At 51.1% G+C, this 13,906-nt stretch carries 10 protein-coding genes; 5 read left to right on the top strand and 5 right to left on the bottom strand.

Annotated elements, in window-relative coordinates; all coding sequences use genetic code 11:
- Positions 1 to 49: 49 nt before the first annotated feature.
- From AB6B37_RS08840 to AB6B37_RS08825, 4 genes are all read right to left on the bottom strand, one after another.
- Positions 50 to 586, bottom strand: a complete 537-nt coding sequence (locus AB6B37_RS08840; protein ID WP_371395400.1) for a DUF6702 family protein — start codon at positions 584 to 586, stop codon at positions 50 to 52.
- 11 nt (positions 587 to 597) lie between these two features.
- Positions 598 to 3,225, bottom strand: a complete 2,628-nt coding sequence (locus AB6B37_RS08835) for a M1 family metallopeptidase (RefSeq protein WP_371395399.1) — start codon at positions 3,223 to 3,225, stop codon at positions 598 to 600.
- A gap of 107 nt (positions 3,226 to 3,332) precedes the next feature.
- Positions 3,333 to 4,397 carry a glycosyltransferase family 10 domain-containing protein gene (locus tag AB6B37_RS08830; protein ID WP_371395398.1) on the bottom strand — a complete coding sequence of 355 codons (1,065 nt, stop codon included), beginning with the start codon at positions 4,395 to 4,397 and terminating at the stop codon, positions 3,333 to 3,335.
- A 16-nt stretch (positions 4,398 to 4,413) separates the two neighbouring features.
- Complete coding sequence (locus AB6B37_RS08825) at positions 4,414 to 6,120, bottom strand: M28 family metallopeptidase (RefSeq protein ID WP_371395397.1); 1,707 nt, start codon at positions 6,118 to 6,120, stop codon at positions 4,414 to 4,416.
- A gap of 98 nt (positions 6,121 to 6,218) precedes the next feature.
- Here AB6B37_RS08825 and AB6B37_RS08820 point away from each other — a divergent pair, with 98 nt between their 5' ends.
- The 5 genes from AB6B37_RS08820 to AB6B37_RS08800 all read left to right on the top strand — a co-directional run bounded on the left by AB6B37_RS08820 (position 6,219) and on the right by AB6B37_RS08800 (position 12,491).
- Positions 6,219 to 7,637 (top strand): M20/M25/M40 family metallo-hydrolase, encoded by a 1,419-nt coding sequence (locus tag AB6B37_RS08820; protein ID WP_371395396.1) that lies wholly within the window; start codon positions 6,219 to 6,221, stop codon positions 7,635 to 7,637.
- Positions 7,638 to 7,640: 3 nt separating this feature from the next.
- The gene (locus AB6B37_RS08815) at positions 7,641 to 8,918 is read left to right on the top strand and encodes a M20 family metallopeptidase (protein ID WP_371395395.1); all 1,278 of its coding nucleotides are present in this window, start codon (positions 7,641 to 7,643) and stop codon (positions 8,916 to 8,918) included.
- Positions 8,919 to 9,039: 121 nt separating this feature from the next.
- Positions 9,040 to 9,999, top strand: coding sequence for an NAD(P)H-dependent flavin oxidoreductase (locus AB6B37_RS08810; RefSeq protein WP_371395394.1), 960 nt, complete (start codon positions 9,040 to 9,042; stop codon positions 9,997 to 9,999).
- A 171-nt stretch (positions 10,000 to 10,170) separates the two neighbouring features.
- Positions 10,171 to 11,265 carry an OmpA family protein gene (locus tag AB6B37_RS08805; RefSeq protein WP_371395393.1) on the top strand — a complete coding sequence of 365 codons (1,095 nt, stop codon included), beginning with the start codon at positions 10,171 to 10,173 and terminating at the stop codon, positions 11,263 to 11,265.
- 14 nt (positions 11,266 to 11,279) lie between these two features.
- Positions 11,280 to 12,491 carry a DUF2853 family protein gene (locus tag AB6B37_RS08800; RefSeq protein WP_371395392.1) on the top strand — a complete coding sequence of 404 codons (1,212 nt, stop codon included), beginning with the start codon at positions 11,280 to 11,282 and terminating at the stop codon, positions 12,489 to 12,491.
- 92 nt (positions 12,492 to 12,583) lie between these two features.
- Here the strand turns inward: AB6B37_RS08800 and AB6B37_RS08795 are convergent, their stop codons facing one another.
- A complete protein-coding gene (locus AB6B37_RS08795) occupies positions 12,584 to 13,861 on the bottom strand; it encodes a DUF3667 domain-containing protein (RefSeq protein ID WP_371395391.1) in 1,278 nt (425 codons plus the stop codon).
- Positions 13,862 to 13,906: the final 45 nt, after the last annotated feature.

Here is a 13,906-nt window from a genome sequence, read left to right as displayed (position 1 = left end):
CTGTTATCCGCTGTGGGCGGGCCGGGCGCAAGCGCTTTTTTAGGCAGGGTTATGTAGACAGTTGAACCGTTTTCACGCCGTCGTCACCACGAAAGGAGAGTGACTGCACGCGGTCCGTGACTTTGACATCCACATTATTTATCTGGCCGTGGTCAAATTCCCGCATAAAACGGCAATCAATAGCAAAGCCGTCAGGCAGGGCGTCTATGTCTGCTTGTTGATAGACTTGGCAATCGCGGCCTACAATTTCTGCGCCGAGAAGCTCGAGGGTGATAGGCGTGCCGTCCATGGTTTTGAGTGTAAAATTCTCTGCCGCATAAAGCGCCAACTCTGCGCGAGATTTTAGCGAATAGAGATCGGGTTTGGACAAGACGCCCGCTTTATAAAGCGTGCGTTCGGCTTCGTGCACGTGAAAACTATGGGTGACGTAAAGAAAGCCAGGATTATCTTCCCACTCTATTTCGGAAAAGGTCAGTCGTTCACGATGCGCGGCCGCAGGGACTGCATTGGCCCCGATAAGCGCGAAAGAGAGAGCCGCAAATTGACGCCGGGACAGGGCCCCGGCGGATATATTTTTAAAAGTCATAGGACGGTGTATTATCGGCCAAGAAGTTTTTCAAGCGTGCGGCGCAGTGACTTGTCATCCTTATCTGATAATGGCTTTTTATCAGATTTAGACGGATTTTGCTTCACATCATTCATCTGTTTTTCCGTCAGGGGCACTTGCTTGTCATCGCTCGCGTCGCTTCCGTCTTTTTCCTTTTCCGTCTTAAGCTCGACCAGCATATCAGCCATTAAATTCTTACGGCTAGACCCGCTATATTTATAGGCTTTGATACGGCTGCTGGTGATGACAGGCGGATATGTATTGTCGGAATAATACGCGTCCGCCGTTTGGTGTGCGGGGTCAAGCTCGACTTTGGCGATGCGTTTCTTGCGCACGAAAAGTTTGGTCACGGCTGTGCTATCACGACGCCAAATCTCTGCCGGAATCATAACCTCCTCGACTTCGCCGTTTTCAAACGTTAAGCGCACAGGCAGGGGCGAGATAAGGCCGCCTTGATTTTCAAAATCAACGAAATAGATGAAATCGCCATCTTTCATCGCCCGCTCATAAGTCGCTTTTTCCCAGCTGTTCAGGCCTTTCAAGAAGGATTTATAGCTATTGCGCTCCTTATTGGTTTCCGTGAACTGATCGTTTTCATTATAGAAATCTTCAAGGTCTGAGAACCGCTCGATGCGCGGCGTAATGCCTTCTTCGCGGTTACGGCGTTGGGTGATGTTCTCTGGATATTTCGCCTCATATTCACGGCGTGCGATTTTGTTCTCCACATCCGGGTCTTGGGTCGATACTTGATATTCGCGAACCCCTGTCACGGCCATATCAACGTGATCTGTACCAAAGAACCATCCGCGCCAGAACCAGTCCAGATCTACGGCAGAGGCATCTTCCATTGTACGGAAAAAATCTGCTGGCGTTGGGCGTTTGAACTTCCACCGTGTTGCATATTCACGGAAAGCAAAATCAAATAATTCGCGGCCCATAACCGTTTCGCGTAGCACAATCAGCGCCGCCGCAGGCTTGGCATAGGCATTGGGGCCAAATTGCAACACGCTATCGGATTGCGTCATAATCGGCACTTGATTGCTGCTTTGCATATAGCGCGGAATTTGGTCTAGCGGGTTTTGATAATTACCGCGAATGGGGAAATTTTCTTCCCACTCATATTCGGCCATATATTCAAGGAAGGTATTCAGGCCTTCATCCATCCATGTCCAACGGCGTTCATCGCTATTGACCGTCATCGGGAAATAGATGTGGCCGATTTCGTGAATAATCACGCCAATCAAGCCGTATTTAATGCCGCGTGAGTAGACGACCTCGCCAGATTTTTCATCCTCTGACGGGCGGTATCCGTTAAAGGTAATCATTGGATATTCCATGCCGCCGCGTTCCCAGCTATTCACACTTTGCGCGATAGGGTAGGGATAATTAAAGGCAAATTTATTATAGACATCCATTGTGTGGACAACGGCTTGCGTCGAATATTGCGACCAGATGGGGTCGGCTTCGGGTGGGAAGAATGACATGGCCAAAACTTCGGGGTTTGCTTCGTCATCTTGTTCAAAAATCATCGCGTCCCAGATATATTTACGAGAGCTTGACCACGCAAAATCGCGCACATTGTCGGCTTTGAACTGCCACGTCTTTGTGCCAGATGCTTTGGATTTTGACGCCTCTAGAGCCTCGTCAGGGGTCACGATGTAAATCGGCTTGTCAGTACCCGCATCATCAAGGCGTTGTCTCTGCTTAGCGCTTAGAACCTCACGCGGATTTTGCAAAACACCTGTCGCGGACACGACATGATCAGAGGGCACCGTCAGATTGACTTCGTAATCGCCAAATTCCAGCGTGAATTCGCCGCGCCCTAAAAACTGCTTATTCTGCCAGCCGGTGTAATCGGTATAGGCGGCCATACGCGGGAACCACTGCGCGAGGCCAAAGATACAATTGCCGTCCTCATCTTCTTCATTAAAACACTCATAACCACCACGACCGCCAACGGCTTCTTCGTCGATGATGTTGTGATCCCAGTCCACGTTAAAGGTAAAGCGTGCGTCTGGGGCCAGCGGACGGGGCAGATCAATCCGCATCATCGTATCATTGATTATATAGCTAAGCGGGCGACCCGCAGCGTCCGTGACAGAGCTAAACTCAAAGCCGTATTCGCGGTCTTCCATGGCATGCTGATAACGCAGCGCGCTAAATGTCAGGCGATCATTCGCGGAACTGCCGTCACCACGGCGAGAGCCCGCTGCGCCAGCCGTGGTCGACATGCGGGCGGTGGAGCCGTCTTTAAACCGGTTTTGGTCAAGCGCGAGCCAAATATAATTCAGTGTATCGGGCGAGTTGTTGACGTAATCAATTTCCATGGACGCCGCGATGCGTTTTTTGTCTTCGTCAAGGGCGGCGTCAATTGTGACATTGGCTTGTTGCTGCCAATAAGCAGGACCAGGCGCGCCCGATGCGCTGCGGTAAATATTGGGGGAGGGCAGGCTCTCTGGGCCAAGCTGGCGAAATTTGGCGACTTGATCGCCTTCGCTAAAGGCAGGGCCTTTGGTCTCTGCGTCGCTGGCGAGCGCCGTTCCACCAATCAACAGCACCCCAACGGCGGCAGCGCTTATTGTGAAACCATATTTAAAGGCTGAAATTATTGCGCTCATGCCTGAAGTCCTGTGTCGTGGTTATGTCTGAAATAGACTATTGAAATCTTGTAACGTTTAAAGGCTAACCATAGCCTGAATTCTATTAAATTCGCGTTACAAGGGATTTAACGCCGCCGATTAACCTTAATACGGTGCAAAACATCCGACGCAGCCTTAAAAGGGTGCGCTTGTCGAAACTTATGACGTCCGTATATGACATTTCGCGGCGGCGCTTTTGCATTGGGATTGTGTAGCGTTTTGGCTTTCTTCGCGAGATAGATCATCAAATTATGGTCATGCAGTATTCTGCGGCGGGCCTCTATCACGGCGGGTAGCCGGGCTTCATAGGAGCCTGGCTTAATCTCATCCCGAATAATTGCCTCTGCGCGGTCGATGTCAAAGATATCAATCGGAATGTAGCTGCCTTCTGGGAATAGCGTGCCGACATCCTGCGGGCCGTAATAGAGCGGTACACAATAGGCGAGAAAACAATCCGCTATCTTTTCCGTCCAATATCCTGGCTCTATGTGGTTCTCAATCGCAATATGATAGCGAAAGTCATCCATAGCCTCGGATTTGTCATTAATAGGGCGGATGCCGCGCCCAAAGACATCAAACGCATCACCGAGACGGTCTTTTAACGCCATGGTAAAATCATAACGTTGTTTGTGCAATGTTGCTGCCATTTGCTTGGCCGAACACACAGTCGACAGGTCGGCCGTTTTGGGGATGGGCGGCGTGGCGAGAAAGCTGTCAAAGTCGATGTAATTTGTATCGTCCTTTGATAAGGGGCGGCCATAAAACCAACGCAGCGGCGGGGCCTCGAAGATTTGGTTTGGGTGGCCCACGATGTCACGTGGCTGACGGCTTAAAACGTGGCCATATTGTGCCAAGAACTGCGGGCCATAAATCTTGATAGAGCTGGGCTCTTGGGTCACCAACAGTGTGTTCTCACGGGCGCAAGACAAGACTTCTGTGCGGAATGATTTTTTCTCGCCTTCGCGGAAGGTCAAATCATCATAAACGACCAAAAAATCATAATCCCGCGCGTCAGGGTCCATCAGGAAATCAACGCCGCCGTAATGCGGTCTGCGCCCGGGAAGAAGGGATAAAAAAAGCGCAGGGTCTTCGTAATCGGACATGCGCGCCATGAATTTGACGCGCAAGTTTTTATCCGAAGAAGAGGTCATAGGTAATTGTAATGCCTTACTTGTTCATCGACGCGTCACGCACCGCGCGAAATTCTGAACCTTCATACCAATTGACCCAAGCCTCATCATTGGCAATGCCGTAGCCAAGCTCAAAGAGTATTTCCGTTGTTTGCTCAATACCTGTCAAATCCCAGCTATTATCATATTCATCGCCGGGTTTGTGGTAACGATATTTGGTATAATCATTGGCAAAGTTTTCGCCGTATTCAAGACCGTTGATAATGTGCTCATTTCCGCCGTCGGCATAAAGCATCGGCACACCTTTCTTCGCAAGGCTGATATGGTCAGAGCGGTAATAATATCCTGCCTCTGGCTTGGGGTCTGGCACGATATACATATCGCGGGGTTTAAGAATATCGTTGAGGCGGTCTTCAAGCTCTGACGCGCCGTATCCCACAACAACCATGTCTTTGGTCTTACCTAGGGGTAGTATGGCGTCGATATTGATGCCTGCGACAGTCTTATTGAGCGGCACCAGCGGGGCCTCAGCGTAATAGGCTGACCCCAAAAGACCGCTTTCCTCTGCCGTAACAGCCACAAATATGGCCGAGCGTTCTGGTGCACCTTGCTGCACAAAAGCTTCACCGATCTCTAGGATTGCAGCCGTGCCTGTGGCGTTATCAACCGCGCCGTTCCAAATTTTGTCATCACCTTCTGCGTCTTCATTTTTACCCAAGTGATCCCAATGCGCCATGTAAAGCACATATTCATCGGGGCGCGTCGTGCCAATAACACCGCCCGCGACATTACGAGATGTCGTGGTGGCAACCTCTTGATTGAGGGTCGCGTCCAGTGTCACGCCGTTCATAGCCATGGGTTTAAAACCGGGCGTTTTCGCGGCGGTCATAACGGCGTCCATATCCATATCGGCGGCTTTGAACAGCTCTTTGGCGGCGTCAAGATGCACCCAGCCTTCGACCTTTGTGCGCGACGCACCGCCGTCTGGACGGACCAAATCATATTGCGCGCCTGTCCAAGAGCCTTGGACCACGTCCCAGCCATAGCTGGCAGGTTCAGTCTGGTGGATAATAATGGCGGCGGCGGCCCCTTGGCGGCCTGCTTCTTCAAATTTATACGTCCAGCGTCCGTAATAGGTCATGGATTTGCCTTTGAACAAATCATCGTCACCCGTGGCAAAGCCAGGATCATTGACCAGCATAACGACCGTTTTACCGGTCACATCCATGCCAGCGTAATCATCCCAATCATATTCAGGCGCAACCACACCATAGCCAACAAACACAACATCAGAGTCGGCGACCGATAGGCTATTATCCAAGCGCTTTGTCCAGAACACGGCGTTGGTTTTTTGATCTGCGCTGACAATTGTTTCATCACCTGTTTTGATTGTCAGTGTGGAATTTGGCAGCACAGTGGCTTCGGTCAGTTCTACGGGTTGGAAAAAAGTACCGTTTTCGCCCATCGGTTTTAGGCCAGCCGCTTTCATTTCATCCGCAATATATTGCGATGCCATTTGACCACCTTTTGTGCCGGGCGCGCGGCCTTCCATTTCGTCAGAGGACAGCCGTTCAATGCGGCGACCGATTTCGGCGGCAGAGGCGACAGGCGGCTTTGCTTTGGGTTCTGTCGGGCTATTGTCGGTTGTGCAAGCGACAAGCGTTAAAGTCGACGCGCCAAGGAGTGCCAATGATAGCGTGCGAAAGAGTGAATGGGTCATCATACCAGCCTTTGTTGAGAACATTTCCCTTCACTTAGCGCTAAGCCAGCTTTTTCGCAAATGCTGACTTGCAAGAATTGGCGCAGCCTATATCTTGGGCTAAAATCTAAAGGGACCGCGTCATGAAAACACTTCTACTATCAATATCCGCTTTGGCGTTGTTGGGCGCGTGTTCCGCGCAAACAGCAACAGAGATGACCAAAGACGCTGCGCAAGCGGCAGACGTCATGCCAGAGCGCGTCGTCACCCCAGAGGTTGCGCGCCTGCAAAAGCTCGCACGCGAGTCGACCCACGCTTATGATATCACAGAAAGCCTAACCACTGAAATCGGCCCACGCCTTGCGGGGACAGAAGAAGAAGCGCGTGCGCGGGATTGGGCCATGGCCAAAATGGCTGAGCTCGGTTTTGAAAACATCCGTAATGAGCCGTTCATGGTGCCGGGCTGGATTCGCGGTGTGGAGACCGCTGAAATTCTAAGCCCCAATCCGCAGCAATTATTTATTACCTCACTCGGCGGCGCGGTGGCGACACCGCCAGAAGGCATAGAGGCCGATATTGCTTATTTCCCAACCTTTGAGGATTTGAAAAATGCGCCAATGGGTGGGTTGGACGGTAAAATTGTCTTTATCTCAGGTCGCATGGAAAAAGCGCCTGATGGTGCGGGATATGGCCCTGCCAATCAAAAACGCCGCAGCGGCGCAACAGAAGCTGGCAAGCGCGGCGCAGCGGCCGTCATTATTCGCTCTGTTGGCACAGATAGCCACCGCTTCCCCCATACAGGTCAAATGCGTTACGCAGAAGATGTTGCGCCCATCCCTATTGGCGCTTTATCCGCGCCTGACGCCGACCAGCTTGAGCGGACATTAGACCGCGGCGAGACGGTCCGCATCAAACTAACAATGACACCGCGCGCCGTGGGCGAACTGCCGTCGGGCAATGTCATTGGCGAAATTGTAGGAACAGAGAAGCCCGAAGAGATTATTATCATATCTGGTCACTTAGATAGCTGGGATCTAGGTACAGGGGCCCTGGATGACGGGGCGGGCATTGGCATTGCCTTTGGCGCGGCCAAAGTTTTGATGGAATCAGGCCTAAAGCCGAAACGCACAATCCGCGTGATTGCCTACGGTGCGGAAGAAATCGGCCTTAAGGGCGGTTTTGCTTATGCAGATAAACATGCCGATGATTTAGACAATCATGTGTTGGCGTCTCAATCGGATTTTGGCGCTGGGCCCGTTTATGAAGTCCGCTCTGGCGTTAAAGGTGCTGCGGGCAATGCGGTGCTAAAGGATATAGCAAAAGCGCTCGGCCTACCCATGTCTGAAAAGCCCACAAATGGCGGCCCAGATATTGGGCCAATATTTAACAAAGGTGTGCCTGCCATGCGTTTGCAGCAAGACGGCACGGATTACTTTGATTATCACCACACACCGGATGACACCTTTGACAAGATTGACCCAGAGCATATGGCGCAGAACGTCGAAGCCTGGGTGACGATGCTCTGGATGGCGTCCGAAGCGGATACGGATTTTCGGGAGTAGAGCATGAAAAAGCTTCTTTTATGCAGCGCGCTCGCGGTTGGATTTGGCACAAGCGCTCAGGCGCAAGATTTGATGTCAGTCTATAAACATCTTCATGCCAACCCTGAGCTTTCTCTCATGGAAGTTGAAACCGCGCGCTATCTTGCGGCGCGGTTAAAAGCCGAAGGGTTTGAGGTGACCGAGCAATTTGGCGGAACGGGCGTCGTGGCGGTCATGAAAAACGGCCCCGGTAAAACGGTCATGTTACGCGCGGATATGGACGCCTTGCCTGTGAAAGAGGAAACGGGTCTATCCTTTGCTAGTACAGTCATCACGAGAGACGCCGAAGGCAATGATTGGCCTGCTATGCATGCTTGCGGTCATGATATTCATATGACGGTGGCTTTGGGAGCTGCGCGCGAACTAGCGGCCAAGAAAGACCAGTGGTCAGGCACATTAATAGTCATTTTGCAGCCTGCCGAGGAAATTAGCCAAGGGGCGCTAGCCATGTTGGGTGAGGGGCTTTTTGAAAAATTCCCGCGTCCTGATTATAATCTCGCGCTACATGCTAATTCAGGGCTAGAGGCGGGCTATGTCGGGATTGTGCCTGGCTACGCGCTGGCCAATGTCGATAGTATGGACATTACGGTGCAGGGCATTGGCGGTCACGGGGCTTATCCGCATACGACCAAAGACCCTGTGGTTTTGGCGGCGCAAATGGTTCTGGCCTTTCAAGCGATTATTGCGCGTGAAATTTCACCCCAAGAACCAGCGGTCATAACGGTCGGCTCTATACACGGCGGCACAAAGCACAACATCATTGGCGAAGAAGTGAAGATGCAACTGACCCTGCGCAGCTATTCTGAGGACGTCCGTCAGCAAACGATTGAGGCGATTAAACGCACAGCTAATGGCCTAGCGGCGGCTTACGGTCTGCCAGAAGACAAAATGCCGATCATCAGCTTGCGTAATGAATACACGCCGTCGGCTTATAATAACCCTGATTTAGCGGAAACTGTCATGGCCATGATGAAAAACCAAATCGGAGATGACAAAGTCGTGCAGCTTGATCCTGTGATGGGCGGCGAGGACTTTGGCCGGTACGGCAAGGTGGAGCCTAAGATTCCCAGTCTTATTTATTGGCTAGGGGCGGCGTCATCTGAGGATGTGGCCGCCGCAAGGTCCGGCAAAAAGCCGCTGCCGTCTTTACACTCTCCGTTCTTCAAGCCCGACGCAGCGACGGCTATTCCAACAGGCGTGACGACAATGAGCGAGACGGCCATCGCTTTATTCGCGAAGTAGCGCTTATTTAATCAAACGAAATATCTGGTAATCAAACGAAATATCTGGACAAAGCGTACTATGCATATATTTGCATATGCACATCATTAGTCCTGCCAATAACCGCTTTACGGAGTCATTTATGTCTTTACCGCCCATCTTACAAAACCTTGAACTTCCTGTTGTTGCGGCGCCGATGTTTATCGTCTCTGGTCCTGAGCTCGTGATAGCGCAGTGTAAGGCGGGTATTGTCGGGTCGTTTCCCGCGCTGAATGCCCGTCCAAAAGAAGAGCTTGAGAAATGGATTATCCGTATCAAGTTGGAACTCGACCAATACCAAAAAGAAAATCCTGATAAAAAGGTCGCGCCATTTGCGGTCAACCAAATCTGTCACGGTTCTAACAACCGCTTGGAACATGATATGGAGGTCTGCGTCAAACACGAGGTTCCGATTATCATCACAAGCCTGCAAGCCAGCAAGATGGTTTATGACGCGACCCATAGCTACGGCGGTATCGTTTTGCATGACGTCACCAATATCCGACATTCGCAAAAGGCCTTGTCGATGCATGCCGATGGTTTAATCGCCGTCTGTTCAGGCGCGGGCGGTCATGCGGGGCGTTTGTCGCCTTTCGCGCTTATCCCTGAAATTCGTGAGTTTCATGATGGGCCGTTATTGCTCTCTGGCTCTATCGCAACAGGCGGGGCCATTGCGGCGTCTCAAGCCATGGGCGCAGATCTCGCTTATATTGGCACGCGCTTTATTGCGTCCGCTGAAGCCAATGCAGAGGACGGCTATAAGCAAGAAATTATTGATAGCTCTGGCGAGGACATTGTTTACTCATCACTCTTTACGGGTGTGCACGGTAATTACTTGAAAGGGTCAATTGAAAAAGCAGGGCTTGATCCAAACAATCTTCCCGAGGCAGGCAAGGACAGCATGAACTTCGGGTCTGGAGGGAACACAGATGCCAAAGCTTGGAAAGATATTTGGGGGGCAGGGCAAGGCGTGGGCTCTGTGAAAGACGCGCCGTCCGTGCAAGAGATTGTTGATCAATTGAAAGCCGAATATGACGAAGCGGTCACGCGCATGAAGCGTTAGGCATCTTGAGCATATCGTCGCGGGTTATACGCGGTAATTAATTCTAATATGAATGGTAAATAAACGAGCGCGCCCTGAAGGGTGCGTTTGTCGTTTAATCGCCATAGATTTGAATTGATTTTATTGGCATGATAAGGCAGACCGTGCAAATTACTCTAAAGGGAGATTACTATGGGAAAGTGGTTGCTGGGAATTATTATTCTCGCGCTGATCACATTGTTTATGTCAATTATCTGGCCATTTAGCGCGACACAGCGTTCGGCGGATATGGGGCAAACAATTCAAACAGCCTTAAATAACAATGGTTACGACTTCGCGACCGTCAATATGAGCGGCAATGTCGCCCGTCTATCTGGCGAAGCACCAACCGACACAGCTTTGTCTGCTGCGGTGGCTCTTGCGACGAATACGAAGTGCGAAGCTTGCGAATCAAAAGACACATGGCACGAGGTCGCCAGTGACTTGACCGTCAAAAAAGTGGCCGCGGTTCAACCCGTACGCCCTTATACATTTGCAGCAACAAAGTCAGAAGATGGTCGTGTTGTCCTCGACGGCTATGTGCGAAACGAAGCAGAGCGTGAACGTGTTCTGCGTGAAGCCAACGTTATGTTCCCTAATATGGTAACAGATAACACGGTTAAAGTTGCGCCTGGTGCGCCCAATGATCGTTGGGCAGATGTTGTGGCCATGAACATGTCAGAGCTTAAGCTTCTTGAGCGCGGAACGTTGAACATGGAAGACACGCAAACCGTACTTCGCGGCCTTGCGGCGGATGCTGATGTTCGCGATCGCATCAATGCAATGGTGACTGGATTGCCGACGGGTTATGAAGGTGCGTCAAATATCGCTGTGCCCAATGCGGCGGCTGTCAATGTCGGCGAAGTTAAGTCCGAATCAATTTGTCAGACATTATTTGATGACCTGAAAGGCGATAACAAAATTAACTTCGCTTACAACAAAGCTGGTATCAACGGTGCGCAGAGCTATGACTTGCTCAACACTTTGGCCTCTGCGGCGAAACAGTGCGCGTCATTCCGTATCGCGGTTATTGGACATACCGATAGCGACGGCGGTGATGACTATAACCAAGCCTTATCAGAAGCGCGCGCCAATAGCGTTGCGGCCTATTTGGCGGATAACGGCGTTGCTCTGGCGCGTCTCTCTGCCAAAGGCATGGGCGAAAGCACACCAATCGCATCAAACGACACACCTGAAGGCAAAGCGCAAAATCGGCGCATCGAATTTGTCGTCACACAAGCTAATTAAAAGGACGTTCTAAAATGGAAAACGTATTATCTTACATCACATGCTTTGGCTGGTTGCCACTATTGCTACCCGCTCTCCTTGGCCTGCTTTTGGGCTGGCTTTTGTTCCGCGGTAAAAAAGTTGACGGCGACTTGTCTATCGAAGGTGAGGGTGCCTTGCGCGCCGAAGCCGATAGCCTGCGCGCCCGTGTTCGCGAACTTGAAGGCTCTGTCGCCTCTCGTGACACAGAAGTCTCTGGCCTGAAATCCAAGCTCGCTGCTGCAGCCGCTGGTGCCGCCGCTGCTGCCGCTGTGACGTCAAAAGCTGCGCCTGCCGCAGAAGAAGCGTCCGATGATGACACATATGCGCTAGAATGGCGTAACCGCTATTTGGCGGCCCGTGTCAAATATCTCGAAGGTCGTTTGTCAGAAGCCCCCGCGCCGAAGGCCAAAGCAAAAGCGGCACCAAAGGCCAAAGTCAAAGCGGCTCCGAAGCCAAAAGCTGAACCAAAGCCAAAAGCGAAAGCCGCGCCGAAGCCGAAAGTGCTTTACACAGACGGCCCAACAGACGGCACACCTGATGATCTTAAGCTTATCAAAGGTATCGGACCGAAGTTTGAGAAAGACCTACATTCTAAGGGTATTTACTACTTCCGCCAGATCGGTGCGTGGAAAGCGGCTGATGTGAAAATGGTTGAAGGCGTTATCGACTCTATTCCAGGCCGCATCAAACGCGACGAATGGGTCAAGCAAGCCAAAGGTCTTGCCAAAGGCGCTGCGCCAAAGGCTATGAAAGCCAAGCCCGCGACAGCCAAAAAAGCCAAAGGCAAGCCAGGACCGAAACCCGGCACAAAGTTAGGCGCGAAGACCAAAGACGGTCGTGTGCGTCAGAAGCCAGGGCCAAAGGGCGGCGCAAAAAAGCCTGTGATGTCAGCTGAAGACAAGTATTACGCCAATGTCAAAAAATATGACGACAAGGCATCACGCGATACTGTTAAAGCCATCATCAAACATTGCGGCGTCGCTCTACGCAGCCGTGACAGTTCGCTTGTTGCCTGTTCAGATGCCACGGAAACAGCGACTGTTGCCAAGAATTTCGTTGGCAAAAAGCTGGGCGTGAAAGACGGTGCTGAAGACGTCGTCAAGGCCGTCTGCCAAGAGATGAAAGGCGAGCGCTTTAAGAACCGCGTAACGTTCTATTATCTCTGTGCCAAAAACACGGGTAAGTTGGATATGTTTGGCGGCTAAGCCTCATACACATAGACTGAATTTGTAAAGCCCGCCTTGGTTTCCCACGGCGGGCTTTTTCTATGTTCGGGGGTGTGAAATGACCGTTAAATCTATGACCCTTCGTTGGGCAGCGCTGTGGATAGGCTTTGTATTTCCGACATGGTGTTTTGAAGCTGTAATCCCATTAGCATTACCAGACCCGTCACGAGTATTAAGAGGTAAATAAAGCCAACGCCATAAGCCGTCCAAACCGTCTTAAACCAACCCCGATTAAACATACGCTTGGCGCTAATGGGTAGATAAATAAGCAGCGCCAGTCCGAGACCCTTTGCCATCATACCGCCTGGTATGATGCGTGAGGCAATGAGAGCCAGAAAGATCAGAAAATAGGTCACTGCATGAACATAGCTAGCATGGACAAGGTGATCATAGAGCAGCGCATTTCCCCGCCCGCGAATAAACACCCAACCGAGCAGCATAGTCAGCGGCATCATAAAGAACATCAAACGCGGAATATAGCTCGCGAAACTTCGGTTTAACCGCGCGGGATCACGCATGAACAATAGTCCCATTTGGGCAAATGTTTCCGGCTCTACTGTTTCGCCGTTCATAACGATTGATGTGTCATCAGGGCCCTCAGCAGTTTCTTGTGCTTTGCGTAATGCGTCTGCTTCTTTCAAAGCGTCCTGAACTTCATCACTTGCGAGACTTTCATCAACTGTGTCTTTGATCTGCTGTGCTAAAGTTTTTGTGGTGTTTGGTGTGGCTGGATTGTCTGTGGCTTCGCTCATGTCTTCACAGTCAGTGTCGGGTTCGCCAATATCAAACTTGAAATTCAGGCCTTCGGTTATAATGCGTCTCTCAATTGTGGCCGTGTCACGATTGGCTAATCGCGCATTATAAACGCTACTCGGTTCAAAAAACTTGGGCCGCACATGAAGGCGTAATTGATCGGCTGGTAAATCAGCAATTGTGCCCACGGCGCAGGACGTTGGTTTTAAGTCAATATCAAGGGACACGATATTGACGTTGAAAATCGACAGATAGCCAAACAAAAGCAAGCTCATGGCCAGATAGGCCCGAACGGGCGATGACCATTTTGTCCGCGCTCCGTCAGCAAATTCACGGGCGACTTTGCCAGGCTTGGCAATTAGTGCGGCACCTGTGCGCCACATGCGGCCTTCTAAGGCGGTTACTGACGCTATAGTTTCCCATATGAGCGCGAATATAGAACGGCGGTAATTGTCGTTCTTCTGCCCACACGCCATGCAATAAAGCCCATTCATAGGCTCGGCGCAGCTATAACAATAATGGGATTGATTGGCATCAGGCACATTATCGGCGTCTAATGGCGCCTCATGCGACCCTAAAATCTCTTCATCCGTCATATTGCCCCCTTTTATCCCGTCATAAAGACTTGCTATGGCACATGA

This window comes from Fretibacter rubidus, from assembly GCF_041429785.1.
GTDB lineage: Bacteria > Pseudomonadota > Alphaproteobacteria > Caulobacterales > Maricaulaceae > Fretibacter > Fretibacter rubidus.
This window is presented reverse-complemented; position numbering and strand designations above follow the sequence as displayed.

Excerpts from the sequence above, each read along its gene's own strand:
- AB6B37_RS08820 (WP_371395396.1), top strand. The coding sequence starts at position 6,219 with ATGAAAACACTTCTACTATCAATATCCGCTTTGGCGTTGTTGGGCGCG.
- AB6B37_RS08800 (WP_371395392.1), top strand. The coding sequence starts at position 11,280 with ATGGAAAACGTATTATCTTACATCACATGCTTTGGCTGGTTGCCACTA.
- AB6B37_RS08815 (WP_371395395.1), top strand. The coding sequence starts at position 7,641 with ATGAAAAAGCTTCTTTTATGCAGCGCGCTCGCGGTTGGATTTGGCACA.
- AB6B37_RS08840 (WP_371395400.1), bottom strand. The coding sequence starts at position 586 with ATGACTTTTAAAAATATATCCGCCGGGGCCCTGTCCCGGCGTCAATTT.
- AB6B37_RS08805 (WP_371395393.1), top strand. The coding sequence starts at position 10,171 with ATGGGAAAGTGGTTGCTGGGAATTATTATTCTCGCGCTGATCACATTG.
- AB6B37_RS08830 (WP_371395398.1), bottom strand. The coding sequence starts at position 4,397 with ATGACCTCTTCTTCGGATAAAAACTTGCGCGTCAAATTCATGGCGCGC.
- AB6B37_RS08825 (WP_371395397.1), bottom strand. The coding sequence starts at position 6,120 with ATGTTCTCAACAAAGGCTGGTATGATGACCCATTCACTCTTTCGCACG.
- AB6B37_RS08835 (WP_371395399.1), bottom strand. The coding sequence starts at position 3,225 with ATGAGCGCAATAATTTCAGCCTTTAAATATGGTTTCACAATAAGCGCT.
- AB6B37_RS08810 (WP_371395394.1), top strand. The coding sequence starts at position 9,040 with ATGTCTTTACCGCCCATCTTACAAAACCTTGAACTTCCTGTTGTTGCG.
- AB6B37_RS08795 (WP_371395391.1), bottom strand. The coding sequence starts at position 13,861 with ATGACGGATGAAGAGATTTTAGGGTCGCATGAGGCGCCATTAGACGCC.